At 65.6% G+C, this 18,781-nt stretch carries 20 protein-coding genes; 13 read left to right on the top strand and 7 right to left on the bottom strand.

Annotated features, from left to right (window positions below; translation table 11 throughout):
- The first annotated feature begins 44 nt into the window (after positions 1 to 44).
- The 5 genes from ACFU4Z_RS19645 (at position 45) to ACFU4Z_RS19625 (ending at position 4,109) form a co-directional block, all read left to right on the top strand.
- The gene (locus ACFU4Z_RS19645; protein WP_379064915.1) at positions 45 to 1,271 is read left to right on the top strand and encodes a cytochrome P450; all 1,227 of its coding nucleotides are present in this window, start codon (positions 45 to 47) and stop codon (positions 1,269 to 1,271) included.
- Positions 1,272 to 1,350: 79 nt separating this feature from the next.
- Positions 1,351 to 1,551 carry a ferredoxin gene (locus ACFU4Z_RS19640; RefSeq protein ID WP_379064913.1) on the top strand — a complete coding sequence of 67 codons (201 nt, stop codon included), beginning with the start codon at positions 1,351 to 1,353 and terminating at the stop codon, positions 1,549 to 1,551.
- A 332-nt stretch (positions 1,552 to 1,883) separates the two neighbouring features.
- The gene (locus ACFU4Z_RS19635) at positions 1,884 to 2,060 is read left to right on the top strand and encodes a hypothetical protein (RefSeq protein WP_379064911.1); all 177 of its coding nucleotides are present in this window, start codon (positions 1,884 to 1,886) and stop codon (positions 2,058 to 2,060) included.
- Entirely contained in the window at positions 2,054 to 3,115 is a 1,062-nt protein-coding gene (locus ACFU4Z_RS19630; RefSeq protein ID WP_379064909.1) for a sterol desaturase family protein, read from the top strand. The genes ACFU4Z_RS19635 and ACFU4Z_RS19630 overlap by 7 nt, the downstream gene beginning before the upstream one ends.
- 265 nt (positions 3,116 to 3,380) lie before the next feature.
- Complete coding sequence (locus ACFU4Z_RS19625; protein ID WP_379064907.1) at positions 3,381 to 4,109, top strand: alpha/beta hydrolase; 729 nt, start codon at positions 3,381 to 3,383, stop codon at positions 4,107 to 4,109.
- 10 nt (positions 4,110 to 4,119) lie between these two features.
- Here ACFU4Z_RS19625 and ACFU4Z_RS19620 read toward each other — a convergent pair whose 3' ends face one another.
- Positions 4,120 to 4,410 (bottom strand): hypothetical protein, encoded by a 291-nt coding sequence (locus ACFU4Z_RS19620; RefSeq protein ID WP_379064905.1) that lies wholly within the window; start codon positions 4,408 to 4,410, stop codon positions 4,120 to 4,122.
- Positions 4,411 to 4,519: 109 nt separating this feature from the next.
- Positions 4,520 to 4,975, bottom strand: a complete 456-nt coding sequence (locus ACFU4Z_RS19615; RefSeq protein ID WP_379064903.1) for a phosphatase PAP2 family protein — start codon at positions 4,973 to 4,975, stop codon at positions 4,520 to 4,522.
- Positions 4,976 to 5,293: 318 nt separating this feature from the next.
- Between ACFU4Z_RS19615 and ACFU4Z_RS19610 the strand changes: the two genes are divergently transcribed.
- The 4 genes from ACFU4Z_RS19610 (at position 5,294) to ACFU4Z_RS19595 (ending at position 9,370) form a co-directional block, all read left to right on the top strand.
- A complete protein-coding gene (locus tag ACFU4Z_RS19610; RefSeq protein ID WP_379064901.1) occupies positions 5,294 to 6,226 on the top strand; it encodes an SDR family NAD(P)-dependent oxidoreductase in 933 nt (310 codons plus the stop codon).
- Between the two features lie 89 nt (positions 6,227 to 6,315).
- Positions 6,316 to 7,068, top strand: coding sequence for a HEAT repeat domain-containing protein (locus ACFU4Z_RS19605; protein ID WP_379064899.1), 753 nt, complete (start codon positions 6,316 to 6,318; stop codon positions 7,066 to 7,068).
- Positions 7,069 to 7,216: 148 nt separating this feature from the next.
- The gene (locus ACFU4Z_RS19600; RefSeq protein ID WP_379064897.1) at positions 7,217 to 8,551 is read left to right on the top strand and encodes an FAD-dependent monooxygenase; all 1,335 of its coding nucleotides are present in this window, start codon (positions 7,217 to 7,219) and stop codon (positions 8,549 to 8,551) included.
- Between the two features lie 24 nt (positions 8,552 to 8,575).
- Positions 8,576 to 9,370, top strand: coding sequence for a hypothetical protein (locus ACFU4Z_RS19595; RefSeq protein ID WP_379064895.1), 795 nt, complete (start codon positions 8,576 to 8,578; stop codon positions 9,368 to 9,370).
- A 492-nt stretch (positions 9,371 to 9,862) separates the two neighbouring features.
- Here ACFU4Z_RS19595 and ACFU4Z_RS19590 read toward each other — a convergent pair whose 3' ends face one another.
- A complete protein-coding gene (locus ACFU4Z_RS19590; protein ID WP_379064893.1) occupies positions 9,863 to 10,786 on the bottom strand; it encodes an NADP-dependent oxidoreductase in 924 nt (307 codons plus the stop codon).
- A 73-nt stretch (positions 10,787 to 10,859) separates the two neighbouring features.
- Positions 10,860 to 11,594: an SDR family NAD(P)-dependent oxidoreductase gene (locus ACFU4Z_RS19585; protein ID WP_379064890.1), complete on the bottom strand. Its 735-nt coding sequence runs from the start codon at positions 11,592 to 11,594 to the stop codon at positions 10,860 to 10,862.
- Positions 11,595 to 11,642: 48 nt separating this feature from the next.
- On the opposite strand from ACFU4Z_RS19585, the gene ACFU4Z_RS19580 reads away from it, so the two are divergent.
- The 3 genes from ACFU4Z_RS19580 (at position 11,643) to ACFU4Z_RS19570 (ending at position 14,817) form a co-directional block, all read left to right on the top strand.
- Complete coding sequence (locus tag ACFU4Z_RS19580) at positions 11,643 to 12,539, top strand: LysR family transcriptional regulator (RefSeq protein ID WP_379064888.1); 897 nt, start codon at positions 11,643 to 11,645, stop codon at positions 12,537 to 12,539.
- A 480-nt stretch (positions 12,540 to 13,019) separates the two neighbouring features.
- Positions 13,020 to 14,003, top strand: coding sequence for a type IV toxin-antitoxin system AbiEi family antitoxin (locus ACFU4Z_RS19575; RefSeq protein ID WP_379064886.1), 984 nt, complete (start codon positions 13,020 to 13,022; stop codon positions 14,001 to 14,003).
- A gap of 169 nt (positions 14,004 to 14,172) precedes the next feature.
- Positions 14,173 to 14,817, top strand: coding sequence for a hypothetical protein (locus ACFU4Z_RS19570; RefSeq protein WP_379064884.1), 645 nt, complete (start codon positions 14,173 to 14,175; stop codon positions 14,815 to 14,817).
- Positions 14,818 to 14,937: 120 nt separating this feature from the next.
- Here the strand turns inward: ACFU4Z_RS19570 and ychF are convergent, their stop codons facing one another.
- The 3 genes from ychF to ACFU4Z_RS19555 form a co-directional block, all read right to left on the bottom strand.
- Positions 14,938 to 16,017, bottom strand: a complete 1,080-nt coding sequence (gene ychF / locus ACFU4Z_RS19565; RefSeq protein ID WP_379064882.1) for a redox-regulated ATPase YchF — start codon at positions 16,015 to 16,017, stop codon at positions 14,938 to 14,940.
- Between the two features lie 117 nt (positions 16,018 to 16,134).
- On the bottom strand, positions 16,135 to 17,058 hold the full coding sequence (locus ACFU4Z_RS19560) for a zinc-binding alcohol dehydrogenase family protein (protein ID WP_379064880.1): 924 nt from the start codon (positions 17,056 to 17,058) through the stop codon (positions 16,135 to 16,137).
- A gap of 372 nt (positions 17,059 to 17,430) precedes the next feature.
- Complete coding sequence (locus ACFU4Z_RS19555; RefSeq protein WP_379064878.1) at positions 17,431 to 18,033, bottom strand: TetR/AcrR family transcriptional regulator; 603 nt, start codon at positions 18,031 to 18,033, stop codon at positions 17,431 to 17,433.
- A gap of 78 nt (positions 18,034 to 18,111) precedes the next feature.
- Between ACFU4Z_RS19555 and ACFU4Z_RS19550 the strand changes: the two genes are divergently transcribed.
- Entirely contained in the window at positions 18,112 to 18,744 is a 633-nt protein-coding gene (locus tag ACFU4Z_RS19550) for an NAD(P)-dependent oxidoreductase (RefSeq protein WP_379064877.1), read from the top strand.
- The last annotated feature ends 37 nt before the right edge of the window (positions 18,745 to 18,781 follow it).

The following is an 18,781-nucleotide window of genomic DNA, read 5'->3' as shown; positions in this document are numbered from 1 at the left end:
GTCGGCGACTGTGGTCGCAACAACCGCCACGAAAAGGAAGTCCGATGACACAGACGGTTCCCATCCCGCACGGCCTCCCCATGGAACGCGATGCCGGCCCCTTCGATCCGCCCCGCGAGATCAGCCGGCTGCGCGAGGCTCGCCCGGTCAGTCCCATGGTCTTCCCCGACGGTCACGAGGGCTGGCTCGTCACCGGCTACGACGCGGTCCGCCAGCTCATGGCCGACACCCGGTTCAGCTCCCGCCAGGACCTCGGCATTCTCCACGTGCCGTACGAGACCCCCGGCATGCCGGTCGCCACCGAACCGTCCCCGCAGATTCCGGGCTTGTTCATCGCCATGGACCCGCCGGACCACACCCGGCTGCGGCGCTTGCTCACCGGCGCCTTCACCGTCAAACGCATGAAGCAGCTCGAAGAGCACATCATCGACCTCACCGAGCGGCAACTGGACGAGATGGCGCGCCTCACCCCGCCCGTCGACCTGGTCAAGGAGTTCGCGCTGCCGGTGCCCTCGCTGGTGATCTGCGAACTGCTCGGTGTCCCCTACGCGGACCGGGAGACCTTCCAGGTCAACTCCGCCAAATTCTTGGTCAAGGACCAGCTGCTCGACGAGAAGATGGCCGCGTACGGCGCCATGACCACCTACCTCGCCGAACTGGTGACGCGCAAACGCGCCGAACCCGGTGACGACCTACTGTCCGACCTGGCCGGCCAGGACGATCTGTCTATCGAGGAGCTGGTTGGCATCGCCTTCCTGCTGCTGCTCGCGGGCCACGAGACCACCGCCAACATGCTGGCACTGGGCACTTTCGCGCTCCTGGAGCATCCTGAGCAGCTGGCCGAACTGCGCGCCGACCCGGATCTGATGCCCGATGCCGTCGAGGAACTCCTGCGCTACCTGTCCGTCGCCGATATCTTCTATCGCTACGCCACGGAGGACATCGACCTCGGCGGTGAAACAATCGGCAAGGGATCGACCGTTGTCGTCTCACTGCTGGCCGCCAACCACGACCCCCAGCGCTTCGACAACCCCGACACCCTGGACATCCACCGCGAGACCCGCGGTCGCCTGGCCTTCGGCCACGGCATCCACACATGTCTCGGCCAGCAACTGGCCCGTATCGAGATGCGCGCCGGTTTCGAGGGTCTGCTGCGTCGCTTCCCGGCCCTCGAGCTCGCCATCCCCGCCGACGAGGTGAAACTCAGGACCGACATGAATATCTACGGCGTCCACGAACTGCCGGTCACCTGGACGGAAACGGCCCGGTAAACCGTCGGCCGAGCGCGTCACTTGTGTGGGAACGCGCCTTGCCCCCGGGTACCTGTTAGTCACGAAAGGAATAACGAGGATGCGAATCTCTGCGGATCGGGAGCGCTGTATCGGCTCGGGCATGTGCGCCCTTATCGCGCCGGAGGTCTTCGATCAGGACGAGGACGACGGCAGGGTGCGGTTGCTCGCCCCGCAACCGCGGCGCAATCACTCGGCAGTGCGGGAGGCCCTGGATGCTTGCCCGTCCGGGGCACTCGAACTCGACGAATCCCGGGACTAGAGGCCGATCGGCTCGGGTCGCGCGGCCGATTCAACGCGGTGGGCACACCCGGCGGCGCTCGACCCGCGGTCGATGTAGTGCGGACATATACACCATTGAGTGAAAGACCGTCGATCCCGAGACGGTCCGAGTCACACCGAAATAGCGGATCTACTTGCCGAAAGGGCGGCATGTTGTCCCTCCGCTTTCTCGAGGTTTCCTCGAGAAAACTGAGCGGCAGCAGGCGACGGCATGACCTGACCCCGCTGATTCGGTCCGGCCGGCGACAAGGTGGCGATCAGCCACACCTTGGGTCCCTGGAGTGGAGCGCCGCTCCGGAGGATGGTTCACCTATGAGTGGCATGAAATCGACCACCGAGGCGTGGCGGGAGAAGTTCCGGGCCCGCGGCCGGACTAGGTTCATCGTGGCTTACGGAGTGCTCCTCGCGGGACTGAGCACGGCTGCCGTAGTCCTCGTCATTCCCCGACTTGCGTATGCGATGTCCGGCATGGATGTCTCGACATGCTGATCTGGCTGGCAGTTCCGGTCTTCATCGTCGCCGTTGCGGCGGAGTTCGTGTACCTCGAGCGTCACGGCAAGCCGTACGACTACCGTGACTCAGCTACCTCCATCGCCGCCGGCCTGGGGTACCAACTCCTCAACATTCCATGGGCGCTGGCGGAACTCGCGATCTTCGCGTCTGTTTCTTCGCTGGTGCCGTGGCACCTCGAGGGTTGGGTCGCGTGGGCCGTCGCACTTATCGGGGTCGACTTTGCCTACTACTGGTTTCACCGCGCGCACCACGAAATCCGGGTGTTTTGGTCGATCCACGTCGTGCACCACTCGAGCGAGAGCTTCAACCTCACCACGGCACTGCGTACGCCTTGGCTGGTTGTCACGTCCCTGCCGTTCCTTGCACCACTGGCACTGTCGGGAATCGATGGCAAGATCATCGCCGCCTCCTACGCGATCAACCTGCTGTACCAGTTCGGCATTCACACCGAGGTCATCGACAAACTTTGGGCACCTATCGAATTCGTGTTCAACACGCCTAGCCACCACCGCGTGCACCATGGCTCCAACACTGAATACCTCGACCGCAACTACGGTGGCGTGCTCATCGTCTGGGACCGCATCTTCGGCTCCTTCGAGCCGGAGGGCGAGCGGGCGATCTACGGCCTCACCAAGAACGTCAACACCTACAACATCGCAAAGATCAACGCCCGCGAGATAGTCGCGATCTGGCAGGACGTCAAGAACGCGGCGAAATTCTCGGACAAGCTCGGCTTCCTGTTCCGGGGTCCCGGTTGGCAGCCACAGCCGACCCGAGCGACCAGCTCAACCGGCGGGCTCGGCGCGTCGCCACGCCTTGAACCGCTGAAATACGCCTCGAGCAGGAGCGACGGTGAGGGTACTCCGCTTCGGAACTCGACCCCATCACAGGCAACCGCACTCTGCGTATCGAGCGGTCGAAGACAGCACACCACCCAAGCCCGAACACCCTGCCGCGCAACCACTTCGATCCAAATGATCCAGCAGCGATCCGAAGCTCAGCGGGGTCAGTGGATTTCCGAAGCCGAATAACCTCTGCTCGCTCCACCATCCATGGGACATAACGGAATACATCGCACGGGTCCACGCGAGCCCGAACACATCCGGCCATAGAGCCACCGCAAAAACCCGTTGCCGGACCAGGGCGAGCACTGCTACCTTTCCGGAGGCCGTGCGAGAGAACGAGGAGGTGGTACCCGTGAACGCAGTATCGACATGGGTGCTCCCCTCTGGGGTCACGGTCAGGCGATAGGTCGTCCGGGAGCGCCGTTCAAGAGCACTCCCGAAAGGCACGACCATGCAATTCACTTCTGAACAACGCCTCGACGACGGCATCCTCGAGCGCGAATTCACCCTCGGCGAGATCCCCGGCATCCTGTGGACGCCCGCATCCGCATCCGCACCAGCGCCGCTGATCCTGGTCGGCCACCCCGGCGGACTGCACATGATGTACCCCCGACTGGCGGCCCGGGCCCGGCACGCCGCAGCGGAGGGATACGCCGCGGCCACCATCGAGCTCCCCGGGAGCGGTGACCGGCCCCGTTCCGCCGCCGCCGAGCAGGCCCGCGCCGACCTGCGCCGGGCGCTGGAGGCCGGTGAGCCGGTCGACGAGATCGTCGACCGGCTCGTCCTCCCGCTGGTCGAAAAGGCGGTCCCGGAATGGCGGGCCGCCCTGGACGCCCTCCTTTCGCTGCCCGAGATCGGCGGCCCGGTCGGGTATTCGGGAGGGGTGATCTCTATCGGCACCCGGCTGGCGGTGGTCGAGCCGCGCATCTCGGCCGCCGTTCTGTTCGCGGGGAGTTTCGTGCCCCGCACCATGTTCGAGGAGGCCCGGCAGGTCACCATTCCGCTGCATGTCCTGCTGCAGTGGGACGACGAAGGAAACGACCGGCAAATGGCGCTGGACCTGTTCGACGCCTTCGGCTCCAAGGAGAAGACGCTGCACGCCAATATGGGCGGGCACACCGGCGTCCCGCAGTTCGCGGGCGACGAGGCGAACCGGTTCTTCGCCCGGCACCTGAAGTGAGGCCGGGCCGTCAGGCCGGCAGCACACGATAGGAGCCCTCGGCCAGGACGCCGCTCATCGAGGACACGTCCCGGCCCTCCTCGATGGCGGTGGCCAGCGATGCACAACCGCCCCGATCGCGGCGGTACCGGCCATCGGCGGTACCGGCCGGTCGGGGCGGCTCGCGACCACGGCAGTCAATGCCGCGGCCGACGAGCTGTTCTCCATCCTGATGGGTGAGGACGTCGAGGCGCGTCGCAGCTCTATCACCCGCAATGCCAAGGACGTTCGCTTCCTCGACGTGTAATCCGCGCAGCGCCATCGACAATCTCTCGGGAGGTCGCGGCAACGGGGGCCGCAACCGGTATCGCGCCTTGCCCGCCGACCGCGCGGCGTGGGCACGGGCGGTGAGACCGAAACCGACGAAACAATCAGGAAGACGATCGAATCGGCCGCCGGAAGCCGACTCGTGCCAGGCTCATGACAACCCCGGCGACTGCTACCCCCACACCCCATCCGGCCAGCACATCGGTCGGCCAGTGCGCCCCCAGGTAGACCATCGCGATACCGATCGATACGACCAGCGTGGCAATAAGGCCCACGATCCAGCGCCGGCGCTCGGTCGGCCAGGGCAGCGCCAGATAGGCGGTGACCGCGACAGCCGCCGTCATCGCGGCCACGGTCGACGGCATCGAGAACGCACCGACCTGAACTACCGACAGATCTACCGGTGGGCGCTCCCGCTGAATCACATGCTTCAGAGCCCTGGCCGCCGACTGCGCCGCGACTACCGACACAGCGATCGTGATCCCTTGCCACCACCAGCGTTTCGTGACCACAACAACCAGGCCCACCACACCGGCCGCAGCGATGACCGTGTTGCTCATCCCGGCATCCATTGCCCAACGCGCCACCGTTGTCAAAGCCGGTGTCCTATGTAGAGAAAGCCACCGCAGGATATCCATGTCCAGACTCACCGTGCACATTCTGCTCTGCCCTGCGACCGCTGCCGGATGCGATCGACTCAGCGAAACACCCCGTCCACCGCTCCCCGGAGCGACCGGACATGCATTCGCTCATGCCGAAATACCGGACAGGTGTCGATGGGCTCCGGCGCAGCGGAGCGGACCCTGCGAGCTGGCGCGGCGCTGCCATGTCAGTGCGGTGTGAGGGCGGTGCAAGGGCTTGGCGTGAGGGTCGATGGCATGACCTTGCAGAGCGGCCATCGTGCCGACGGGAAGACGTTTCTGGTGACCGGAGCCAACGCGGGCATCGGGTATTTCGCCGCAGAACAACTCGCGGCCAGCGGCGCCACCGTAGTGCTCGGCTGCCGCGACACCGTCAAGGCCGACCTGGCGGTGCAGGCGATCCGGGCACGTGTCGAGGGTGCTCGGCTGCGTCAGGTGCGCTTGGATCTGGCGGATCTGCGCTCGCTGCCCGCGACGGTGGATGCCCTAGGCGTCGACAGCTTGGACGCGGTCGTGCTCAATGCCGGGGTCATGCTGTCGGGTCCGGAACGCCGCGTGAACGCTCAGGGGAACGAATTGATGTTCGCGACAAACCATCTCGGGCATTTCGCATTGATCGCTCACCTGGCGCCGATGCTGACAGCCGTCGCCAACAGCCGGGTGATCACCGTAGGTAGCTTCGCGGCCCGGTCGGAGCGGCTCGATCTCGCCGATCTGCAGTCCGAGCACGACTATCGGCCCAAGCGTAGCTACGGGCGATCGAAACTGGCGCAGATGCTGTTCGGATTCGAACTGGATCGCCGTTTGCGTGCGCGTGCCGCGAGCACCGCCAGCATTGTCGTCCACCCCGGCGGTGCCCTGGACACCTTGACCCCGGCACGGCCACCGTTGTTCGCGCGCACCACCGCTCAACGCCTGCGCGGACTTCCCGCGAATGTTGTGCTGCACGGCAAACACACGGGGGCCCACACCATCGTCCGCGCCGTTCTGGACACCGAGATCGCGAGCGGGCAACTCTGGGGGCCACGAGTTTTCGGTCTCCGCGGACGACCACATCAAGAAACGCCCCACCCGCACATGACCGACCTCGACACCGCCGCCAAGCTATGGGCTGCCAGTTCGGCTCTCACCGGCGTCAATCCTCTCGACCCTGCAACCAACGCGCCATAATGGGCGCGCGGTTGCCGAACGTCCGCTGCTGCCGATATGCGCGCACGGCATCGTCGTTCTACCGGCACGGGATCGCTATGGTTTGCGGTGTGGCCCTGCTAGTGCACCTGACGCCGGAGAAGAACGCTCGGCGAATCCGCCGTGCGGGCATCACAGCGCGTGGCTTTGGGCGCGGAGTGTTCTGTATGCCGGTGATGCCGTCCTACGTGCTGTCGCATCAATGGTTGCGCGAGCTGCGCCGCGGCGGGCAGCGGCTGATCATCGCGGTGAATTTCCGGATACCCGACGACGAACCCGTCCTCGTTGGACATTACTCGGCCGCCGGTACGGAAATGACTGCGGCCGAGGCCGTTTCGGTGATTCTTCACGCCGAGGACGCGCGCGGATACCAGATCGTCGTACCTCGTTCGATCGCCCCCGCCGAGCTGCATCGAGTTCGGCAGGTACGACAGGTGACGGGGTGGCGGTATCACCCGAACGCGCATGGTCGTCCGCCCTGCGCCTGTGCGGCGTGCCTGGGACCTGGAGAATTCAAGGCCGCCGACCTTCGCAGGCGGTTCCCCACCGAACCCCCGGAGCTCACGAAACCTCAACTGCTGGACCGATTACGCAACGCGGACAACGATGACGAGCTGATCGACGCCCTCTACGGCCTGGGCCGTCGTAGTCGTGGCGATGTCACCGACATCGCGCACCTGCTCGACCATGCCAACCCCGAGGTCCGTCACGCTCTCGCGTTGGCATTGCACAGATACCGTGGCAGCGAGGCGCGTCGACTGGTGGCCCTCTTGGCTGCCGATCCCGATCCCGAAGTACGTGACGCGGCGACGACGCGACCATAGCCATGCCTGCGGGTTCAGGCGGTTCGCAGGAGCGTGGGCACGATCTCGGCCGCACCGATGAATTTTGTGTGGATCCGTCGTCGATACAACTGGATACACCGACAGCGGTGGGCCTGTGCTGGGTCCGTTCCAGTGCGGGAGGGAACACATGGAGGCAATGATGAGCGTCGACGACTCCGAACAGGAGCACACGATCCGGGCGGGTGAGCAGGGGGCGCGGGTGAGCGGTCCCAGGGTGTTGGTGGCGGGGGCGAGCATCGCGGGGCCCGCGCTGGCCCACTGGCTGCGCAGGCGGGGGGCCGAGGTGACCGTGGTGGAGCGGGCCCCCGAGCTGCGTCCCGGTGGACAGGCGGTGGACGCGCGCGGGGTTGCCAAGGAGGTCATCCGGCGAATGGGGCTGGACGCGGCGGTGCGCGCGGCACGCACCGAGACCGCTGGCGCGCACACCGTGGACGTGGACGGGAACGTGCTGGAGACCTACCGCGCGGACGACAACGGCGGCGACGGGTACATCTCGGAGATCGAGATCCTGCGCGGGGACCTGTCCCGGGTGCTCCACGACAACACCCGGGACGGTGTCGAGTACGTCTTCGGCGACCGGATCGCCGAGCTCACCCAGGACGCGGACGGGGTCGACGTGGCCTTCGCCGGCGGCGACCGGCGGCGCTTCGACCTGGTGGTCGGGGCGGACGGGCTGCACTCGGCGCTGCGAGCGATGGTCTTCGGGCCGCGGGAGCAGTTCGTCCGCCACCTCGGGCACGTGCTGGCCTTCTACACCGTGCCCAACGAGTTCGGGCTGGACCGCTGGCTGATCGACTACCAGGAGTCCGGGCGCTCCGCCGGCCTGCGGCCCATCCAGGACACCACCCGGGCGATGGCAATGTTCTCCTTCCCCTCGGCCGACCTCGACGTCGACTACCGCGACGTCGCGGCCCAGAAGCGCCTGCTGCGCGAGCGGATGGCCGGCCTGGGCTGGTTGACCCCGGACATCCTCGCGCATCTGGACGACACCCCGGACTTCTACCTCGACCAGGTCGCCCAGGTGGTGATGGACCGCTGGTCGTGCGGGCGGGTGGGGCTGCTCGGGGACGCGGCGTTCAGCTCGTCGCCGATGTCCGGGGCGGGCACCGGGTTGGCCCTGGTCGGTGCCTACCTGCTGGCCGGCGAGCTGGCCGCAGCCGGGTGGGACCCGGAAGCCGGGTTCGCCGGCTACGAGAGGCGGATGCGCTCGTTCGTCGAGGCCAACCAGGAGATCGGCCGGTTGCACGTGCGCAGCCGCGACGTCTCCGGGCCGGACGCCGAGCCGAGCATCGATTTCGACAGCGAATGGTTCACCGACCTGGTCGAGCGTGCGATCAACGGCGTCGAGCTGCCCGACTACGCGGGGGTGCCGGACTCCGGGGCCCCGGCCGGACCGCCGATCACCTCGTCGGCCGAGCTGTCGGTGTCACATACCGTGTCGAGAGGGACGACGCTTCGGTAGGCCACCGCCGGACTACGTCCGCTCTTGCCGCTGATCGCGCTGACCACAGCGTCCACCTATGTGGATGTTTTAGAGGGCGCAAGACGTCGTGCCCAGACCTCGCGGATCGCCACGGCCGCCAGGATTACCAACACAGCAGGAAACGGCTCGAGGAAGAAACTCCAGTGCCCGCGTGGCATTGCGGCCCAAATCAAGTCTTTCGCCACCCCGAGAACGCCGCCGGTTCGACCGACACGAACGGCCATGTCGTCGTGCTGGTCGAGACACCTGAACCACTGCATCGCCAACTCCCGGCACGGCGAGGTAGGTTCGCGCGAAACGACGAGGGGAACGGGTGTGAAAGATCCACACGATCAACCGGAGTTACCGACGCCGGCCCCACACGGCGCGACCGCGGTCACCGGGGCCTTCATCGCGCTGATCCTCGGTCTGCTGACCGGAATCGCCGGAATCCTGTGGACCCTCTATGTAGTGGCCGGCATCGAAGATCACGCCCGCGAATATCCAGAGAGCGGCGGGCACACAGACGTGATCGTCATGGGGATCGTCGCCGTCGTCATCGGGCTGACCTGGTCCGTCGGCGGATTCCTTCTGCTGGCGTCTATGAAAACGGGTCGTTTCCTGTTGATCCTCGTGTCAGGGGTGGCACTGATCGTGAGCGTTGCACAGCTCGTCAACAGAGGTTTCACCTTCTTGTTCATTCCGATCACCGTGAGCCTGCTGATTCTCGTCCTGTGCGCGGTCCCGGCAACCGGTCGCTGGATCGTGGCGAATGAACCAGAGCCGAATCCGCTTGCTCACGATCAGGGCCGGGACTGAGTTCGCCCAGCTGGCCACGCTATTTATGGACATATGTTCTAGGTCGTTGCTCATTGGGCTGCCGGGCCCGCACCCCCGAGCTAGCTTCAGTCGACGCGAGTGCGCGGTAATGCCGCGACCCGCGCGTTCGATCAGGGCAAACGTCGGCCAGCAGTTGATCTCGCGAATGCGCGCTCGACCCTATTGACAGCTAACCGCACTCTGCGCCTCGAGCGGTCGAAGACAGGGCACCACGCAAGCCCGAACCCCCTGCCGCGCAACCACTTCGATCCAAATAGTCCACCAGCGACCCGAAGCTCAGCGGAGTCAGTGGAGTTCCGAAGCCGAACAACCACTACTCGCTCCACAACGACACCCGAACGTCCTCTAATGCCGAATACCGGGACGTGTAGTCGGCAGTGTCGTGGTCTCAGGGTGGCAGACAACCGTGCTGACGGGAATCAGCCCGCGGTTGAGCAGTCCCCGAAAGCGCGCCGCACTGTGTGGTGCCAGCTAGGGCCTCAGCACGATTTTGCCGTGGGTGTGTCTGCGTTCGAGTTCGGTGTATGCCTGACGGACCTGTGTCAACGGGTAGACGTTCGCGATAGGAACTTCGAGGTGTCCGTCGGCGATCAGGCCGGCCAGTTCGGCGAGGACCTCGGCGCCTGGCCTGCCGTTGGGCCCGGGTTCAGTCTTGACCCCATACTTCGCGGCTGCTGCGAAATCGATGATGGTGTCGATCCGCTCGATTGCGACGCCGAGAGCGAGGGCCAGTTCGACGTACCCGTCGCCGTAGGTGTCGATGAAGGCATGGACGCCGTTGGGTGCGGCGGCCTTGATCCGGTCCCTGACGCCGTCACCGTATGCCACGGGGATCACGCTGTGGCTTTGCAGCCACTCGTGGTTGCTGTCGCTCGCCAGGCCGAGGACCGTGGCTCCGGCACGGCGCGCGAGCTGAACCGCGATCGATCCGACTCCTCCGGCTGCTCCGGAGATGACGACGCTCTCGCCCTTCTCGAGCTGTACGGAATGCACTGCCCCCCATGCAGTCACGCCGGCAATGTATAGGCCGCCCGCCACCTCCCATGAGACGTTCCTCGGTTTGGGTGTGAGGTTGTCGACGTCGACCAGGACCAGTTCGGCCTGAGCGGCTCGCTTCTCGGAGAATCCGATCACCTCGTCGCCGGCCGAGAATCGGTCGGCTCCGGCGCCGATCTCGACGACAACTCCGGCGAGATCGCTGCCCTGCCCGGACGGAAAGGTCGAGGGAAAGATGTCCGTCATCGCGCCGGTGCGTAATGCCGCCTCACCGGGGTTGATGCCTGCCGCTCTCACCTGCACCAGGACCTGCCCTTCCCCGGGCACTGGGCGGTCGACCTCGTCGATCCGTAGGACGTCGATTCCGCCGAATTCGTCGTACCTGACTGCCTTTGTCATTGTCTTGCTTCTCCTCCGGCGCGCCGGTCGCGGCCGACTTCGGGAACGGGAACGGTTCGCACGGGTGTGCCCGTCACCAGGGCACCGCTCCGGCGTCGTTGAGGAATTCGCCGGTCGGGCCGTCGTCCGGCAGGGTCGCGAGGCGAATCGCGATGGCCGCACCCTGTTGCGGTGTACGGTCGCCGCTAAAACCGGTGAAGTCGGTGGCGGTCAAACCGGGACAGCCTGAGTTGATCAGGATGTTGGTATCACCCAGTTCCTTGACGTATTGGATGGTGACGGCGTTCAGGAAGGTCTTCGACGCCAAATAGGCAGCAGGAACTGGGCCCATGTCGATGCCGGGTGTGGTTTGCAGGGCGAGCGAACCGACACTGCTGGACATGTTGACGATTCGCGGTGAAGCCGACGCGCGCAGCATCGGCAGCATCGCGTTGGTCACCCGAATGACCCCGATCACGTTGGTTTCCACGATAGCTCGCACGGTCGCGGGATCGACAGTGGTCGGTGTCTGCGGCATATCGCCGGTGACGCCGTTGATCGCGGCATTGTTCACCAGGACATCGAGCCCTCCGGCATGGTCGGCAATCAACTCGGCCGCCGCAGCCACACTCGCGTCGTCGGTCACGTCCAGCGGCACACCGAACGCATCGGTCCCGGCAGCGCGCAGCTTCTCCACCGCAGTGTCGCGGCGTTGTTGATCCCTCGCGCCCACACCGATTCGCCAGCCAAGGGCGCCCAGGCCCGCCGCGATCTCGTATCCGATTCCTTTGTTCGCGCCGGTCACCAGCGCGATCGTCCGTTTACTCATGCCGTTGATCATGTTGCGGACTCGGGTGGGGCGTCCAAGATCGATTGGGTGGGCGGCGATACCGCACGGGTATTGGTCGTGGTAAGCACCGGATACGATGACATGGTGGAGACGCGGGAGTTGCGATACTTCGTCGCCGTCGCCGAGGAGTTGCACTTCGGGCGGGCGGCACAACGGCTCGCGATGGCGCAACCACCGCTGTCGCGGGCGATCCAGCAGCTCGAACGACGGCTCGGAGTCGTTCTGCTGCACCGTAATTCTCGCGCAATCACTTTGACCGAGGCCGGGTCGGTGCTTCTGTGGGAGGCCCGGATCGCCCTCGAAGCGGTCGAAGCCGCCGAGCGCCGCACCCGACGCGCCGCGGCCGAGCGGCCCGGGGTAGTGCTGGCCATCAAGGCCGGAGCGTCCAGCGAACTGTTGTCGAAATTGCTCGACGCCTACGCCGCCGAACCGGGCGCCATCGCCGTTGAGGTGATGCTATGCGGGCCCGGCGAACCGGAAAGCCTGCTACGCAACGGGCGCGCCGACGTTGCTCTGCTCCACCGGCCTTACGACACGACGGCCGGATTCGACACCGAGGACCTGTACACCGAACAGCAGGTCGTGGTCCTGCCCGCGGGGCACCCCCTCGCCAACCGACCCCACGTGTCGATGGCCGAGGTCAACGCCCTGACGGACCTGCCCCTGCCGCGCTGGCCTCGACGGGATGGAAGTTATCCGGACGGCCCCGGCCCGCAGGTTCGCGACCATACCCAGTTGACCCAGCTGATCAGGCTCGGACGGGCCTGCGCGGTCATGCCCGAGTCGCTCCGAGCCCAGCTACGCGACGATCACGCCATCGTGCCGGTGCCGGACGCACCGGCCGTCACGACCGTCATCGCCTGGCCACCACACAGCAGATCCAAAGCCGTCGCCGACCTCGTCCGTACGGCGATACGCCTCTAGCCGACAACATCCGCAAATGCCGCATACCGCGCGAACCTGAACGGTCCCGTTCGTAGCGACCTACAGGCGGGACCGTTGCTGTTGGAACGTCCCCTTCTGCCGCATACCGCGCGGTTCGGCTCAACGCGGTGGGATGCCCCTTCTCCTGCTGCCTGCGGGCACAAGCACGCCCCGAGCTGCTGAAATGCGCCTTGAACACGCCGCCGTGGCGGTCCCGCCGCCAATGATTGGGTGCCGCATGCGCAGACCGTTCTCGGTTGCGGGCTCGATGCCGAAACAACCCAGCGCTACGCCGCCCTGTGCCGGCAGTGGTCGAAAATTCCGGGCCGCCCGCTGAGCCTGCCAAGCCGTCGAGGCGGCGGCGCGGGCACTCGGAGCGCAGACGCCTCGGCCCGCACCGTCCAGCCCAACCGAGTGACCTGCTGGCGGCCCGGCGCGGCAGTGTTCAATATTCCCTAGTGTTCAATTAAACTGAACAACGTGGCCGACCGAACGCAACACCGTGACATCGAAAACTCGACAGCCCAGGCGCTGTCGGAGTTATCGATCGAGTTCTCCGTACAGCACTGGACGTCGGATCAGACCGCGATCGTCAACGTGAGCCGCCACGGCTTCGATATGACATATCGGATGGCTTGGTTGCCGCACGCGACTCTGTCAGAACTATCGCGAGTCGACCAGCAAGACCGCGCGCATCGACTGCTGGTGATCGGCCCACAGATCACCAGTCGCACTGCGGAGGCACTCCGTGCCGCCGAAATCGACTACATCGATTACGCAGGAAACGCGCATCTGAACTTCGGCCCTGTACTGGTAGATATCCGCGGACGTCGTAGTCCAACCAGGGAGCCGAGTCATCGCCCTGCGGATGCCAACCTGTTCAGCGCTCGACGGATGCAGGTCCTCTTCGTGTTGCTGGCATGGCCGGATCTCGTGGATATGCCGGTTCGCAAGATTGCAGAGGCCGCCGGAACGTCGGTGGGGATCGCGCAGTCGACGCTCGAAATCATGAAGGAGTCCGACTACCTCATCGGAAGATCACTACAACGTCGCGATGAACTGCTCGACCTATGGGCCGCTGCATTCCGAGGTGCACTCCTGCCGAAAATCCGGCGTAGCTCCTTCAGCGGAAGTATCGAAAGCTGGTCGCCGCCCCATGGATACTTCGTGAGTGGAGAATCTGCTGTTGAATTGATCCGGCAACCACAGACACTCACGATTTACGTCGAGCACTTCGACCTCGCAGAAGCCATCCGAAACGGCTGGCAGAAGTCCGACGACTCGAATATCGAGGTTCGCCAGAAATTCTGGAAGGAGCCCAACTGGGCGGCCCCATCCGATCGAAACGGTGTCTTCACCAGGTCTGCGGCCCCTCCGCTCATGATCTACGCAGATCTCCTGACGTCCAGTGAGCCACGACAATCCGAGGTGGCGAGAACATTGAGGAGGGACCAACTTGTTTGACCCTCTCCGAATCGGTACACAGTCATTGGATCTGATCGACAGCGTGGTGGTCGAATTGATCTCAGGCGCTAAGGCTGACGACACATCGATCATGGTCATCGGTGCGCACTGTCGCGACTTGCTGCACACAGCCTTTGGTCGCACCGATCTACTACGCTCTACGAGTGATGTGGACATCGCCATCGCCGTCGACGGCGATGCCGAATATCGACGGATCATCGCGGCGCTACCTCGGTCGGGAACCACCGATATCCGTTTTTCGATCGCGGGAGTCGCGGTCGATGTAGTGCCGTTCGGCGACATCGAAGACCCCGCCGGAACGACCTCCCTACCAGGCAGGACAGAATCGCTCGACGTCTTCGGCTTCCGGGAGGTCTTCGCCCATTCGATCGAGTTGCGATTACCGAGCGGCTATCGGGTGCGGATTCCCGTGCCAGCAGGCTACGCCGCGCTCAAGTTGAAGGCTTGGTGCGATCGATCCGTCAACGGCGAGTACAAGGATGTCGGCGACATCGCGACAGTGTGCAGCTGGTACCAGGAAGACGCTGACATTCGAGCAGCGCTCTACCGAGCACGTACCGATCTGCTGATCAGAGCTGAACTGGACGTCGACCTCGCCGCTCTGCATCTTCTCGGCGAGGAGATCGCGGATATTCTCGGTCGAGTACGAGTAGCTGAGCTAGCAGCGGCATGGGACCGCACAGATCGCGAGCTGCTCGCCCATCACTTCGCTCGGCACCGGTCGAGGACACATCCCGACCATGCGGCGGCAAACAGAGCGATACTGGCTCTGAACAACTTCCTCTTCGGCTGAACGGCGGGACGTGTTCGAAATCGGTGCGCAGGAACACTATCCTGTTGGAGAACGCCCCAGCGCTGCCTCTGCAACACTTCATGCGCCTGGGCTCTTTCATTTGCCCCCGGGCGCAACGAATTACACGTTGAAGCGGAACTCGACAACGTCCCCGTCGACCATGATGTAGTCCTTGCCTTCCATCCGAACCTTGCCCGCCGCCTTCGCCGCCGCCATGGAGCCGTGTTCGACGAGATCGGCGAACGAGACTACTTCGGCCTTGATGAAGCCGCGTTCGAAGTCGGTGTGGATGACGCCTGCGGCCTTGGGGGCGGTGTCGCCCTGGTGGATTGTCCAGGCGCGGGCCTCTTTCGGGCCTGCGGTGAGGTAGGTCTGCAGGCCGAGGGTGTGGAAGCCGGCGCGGGCGAGGGCGTGCAGACCGGGTTCGGTCTGGCCGATGGATTCGAGGAGTTCGGTGGCGGATTCGTCGTCGAGCTCGAGCAGTTCGGATTCGACCTTGGCGTCGAGGAACACCGCATCGGCCGGGGCCACAGCGGCTTTCAGTTCCGCGACCTTCGCCTCGTCGGTGAGCACCGACTCGTCGGCGTTGAAGACGTAGAGGAACGGCTTGGTGGTGAGCAGCGAAAGCTCTTTCAACAGTTCGTTGTCCAGCTTCGCGCGGGCCGAGAAGAGGGTCGCGCCGGAATCGAGGACTTCCTGGGCGGCCTTGGCGGCGTCGAGAACCGGCTTGCGGTCCTTCTTGACCCTGGCTTCCTTCTCCAGCCGCGGGATCGCCTTCTCCAGCGTCTGCATGTCGGCGATGATCAGCTCGGTCTCGATCACCTCGATGTCGGAGGTCGGGTCGACCCGACCGTCGACGTGGATGACGTCGTCGTCGGCGAACACCCGAACCACCTGGCAGATGGCGTCGGCCTCACGAATGTTGGCGAGGAACTTGTTGCCGAGGCCCGCGCCCTCGGACGCGCCCTTCACGATGCCCGCGATGTCGACGAACGACACCACAGCGGGCACGATGCGCTCGGAACCGAAGATCTCGGCGAGCTTGTTCAGCCTCGGGTCCGGCAGTGGCACCACCCCGACGTTCGGCTCGATTGTCGCGAACGGGTAGTTCGCCGCAAGCACGTCGTTCTTGGTCAGCGCGTTGAACAGCGTCGACTTTCCGACGTTGGGCAGGCCGACGATTCCGAGGGTGAGACTCACGAGGAGCAGAGTCTACGCGGCGGTCCGGGTCGCTGTTCCCGCACCGTCGCCGAACGGCTGTCGCACGGCCTGCGCCGCCGCGCACCGGATGGGGCGGCGACACAGGCTTCGGGCATGTCAGGGAATCAGGACGACCTTGCCGAGGTTGGCGCGGTCTTCGACAACGGCGTGCGCCGCTGCGGCGTCGTCGAGTGCGAATTCCGCGTGGACGGCGGGGCGCAGCTGACCCGAGGCGAAGTACTGCCACAGTTCCTGCCGCCAGTGCTCGTACAGATCCGGGGAGTTCCTGGCGATCAGCGCCAGCTGGAAACCGGTCACCGACTTTGCTCCGACGAGCAGGTCGTAGGCCTGGATCGTGCCGCCTCCTGAGCTGTAGGCGACCAGCCGTCCGCCTGGTGCGAGCGCCGCGACGGCGGGGGTGAGCAGTTCGCCGCCGACCGCGTCGAGCGCGTAGTCGACGGGGTCGCCCCACGACTCCTGCCCGTATTCGACCACCTGGTCCGCGCCGAGGTCACGCACGAAATCCGCCTTGGCGAGATCAGAGACCGCAGCGACCACCCGCGTCGCACCGCGCACCCGCGCCAGCTGAACAGCAAGGTGCCCAACGCCGCTCGCGGCGGCCGTGACCAGCGCGGCTTCCCCGTCTCTCGGGTTCACGGCGTCGAGCGCACCCAACGCGACGAGCCCGCTGCGCAGCAGCGCGACAGCATCGACGGCGGAGGCGCCGTCGGGAATGGGCGACGCCATCGCCACCGACAGCAGCGCGTAATCGGCGTAACCGTGGCCGAACACCATTCCGGTCACGCGGTAGCCAGGTGCGTATCCGGTGACGCCCTCGCCGACCGCGACCACCTCACCCGCGATCTCTCCGCCCAGCGCGATCGGCTCCCGCGGCTCACGCACCTTGCGGACCACCGGCAGGGTCACCCCGATCGCCTCGACCCGAACCAGAAGTTCACCCGGGCCCGGCGTCGGCGCCTCGACCGACACGACCTCGAGTACCTCCGGACCACCGCTGCGCTCGTATTGAACCCGCCGCATCACACCTCCAAAATGCTTAGAAGCGGTAACGGTAACCGGACGAGAGTGTGTTTCCGCAGTGCCTCGACGGCCGGAGTGCTCCATCTCACCGTCGCTCGACATCGGCTGAGAGGCAGGTTCGGGCCGCCGCCGCGCCGCCCCGTTAGCCTCGTGAGCGAGTGCGATGCGGTTCACGCCGACGGCCGATGGGGCCGACAACAACCGCCGAAGGGGCAGCCAGTCCGGCGGCGGCCGCCGAGCTCCGAACACCGATCGCGCAGCCGGGCACAGTCGGCAGTTCGGCTCAGCTGTCGAGCTGTGGCGACTGCCGACGGCTCGGACAGCGGGCTGATCCCACTGCCGCGCGTGCAGCCGGGCATCGACCGCAGAGGTTCAGCCGCGAGATTCTCCGCCCGCCTCCGGACCGAGGGCCCGGGTGAGTGTCCGCGCGAGATTCCGGGCGAGTTCGTCCGGCGCGGGCGTCGCATCGGGTCCCGCTTCATAGAAGCGCAGGAAGGCCTGATGGAAGCAGGCTCCGTCGAGGAGGGCCGCGACTGTGTCGACGTCGGCGGCCGAATCGACTCGGCCGAGTTCCTGCTCGGCGCGCAGATAGCCGGCCATGCCCGCGATCGCACGACCGGGGCCCGCGCCATGGCGATTCATCGAATCGCGGTGTGCCGCCATCCGTTTCGGCTGCGCCAACAGGCCGCCGAGCAGTGGCAGCGATTGCTGATAGAAGCTCAACGCGCCGCGCGCCATCGCGGCGAGATTGTCTTCCACCGTGGCCGCACCCGGCCGCGGCCCGGCGTCGATCGAACCCGGCATGCGATGCCGCAGGACATTGAGTATGAGGTCTTCTTTGTCGCTGAAGTGCTTGTAGAGCGCGGCTTCCGAATACCCCGCGGCCTTGGCGATCTCCTTGGTGGTAGCGAAGGCGACCCCACGGTTGCGCATGATCTCGGCGGCGGCGTCGAGGATCTGATCGCGCGTTCCCACGGTGCCTCCCTGTTGACAAGTTAGTAAGTACTCACCCATCCTAGGTTAGTGAATACTCACCAACTAGAAGGGCTCGACATGCGGCTCACGATTTTCGGCGCAACCGGACGCACCGGCGGGCACCTCGTGCACCGGGCCTTGGCGGCCGGGCACCAGGTGACCGCGGTAGTCCGCGGTGAGCACTCGATCCAGGACCATCCCCGGCTACGGGTCGTGCCTGCCGACGTCCTGGACCCCGGATCGCTCACAGACGCGATCCGGGGCGCGGACGCCGTGCTCGACACCATCGGATCCAGAGACACCGGACCGACGACTGTCGCGACCGACACCGCCCTGTCCATCACCAAGGCCATGGAATCGGCCGGCGTCCGCCGCATCATCCTGGTCAGCAACAGCGCCAGAATCGCAGGGCCAGGCGACGATTGGTTCACCCGCTTCGTGGTCAAGCCGCTCATCCTGCGTCCGCTGCTGCGGCACAGCCTCGACGATATGGCCGCGGCCGAACAAGCGGTGCGTGACACCGCGCTGGACTGGACGATCATCCGCGCACCCCAACTCACCGACAAACCGGGGAAGGGCTCCTACCGGACCGCGATCGAGCGCAACGTGACGTTCGGGATCAGAATCGCCAGAGCCGATCTCGCCACGTGCATGCTCGACGCGGCGGCCGACCCGCAGCTGATCCGCGCGCACATCAACGTCGCGAGCTGAGCGACACACCCACCCTGTCGCGACGCTCGGTGGGCAT

This window comes from Nocardia sp. NPDC057440 (genome assembly GCF_042802915.1).
Taxonomy (GTDB): domain Bacteria; phylum Actinomycetota; class Actinomycetes; order Mycobacteriales; family Mycobacteriaceae; genus Nocardia.
Note: the sequence above shows the minus strand (reverse complement) of the source record. Positions and strands in the feature narration are given on the sequence as shown.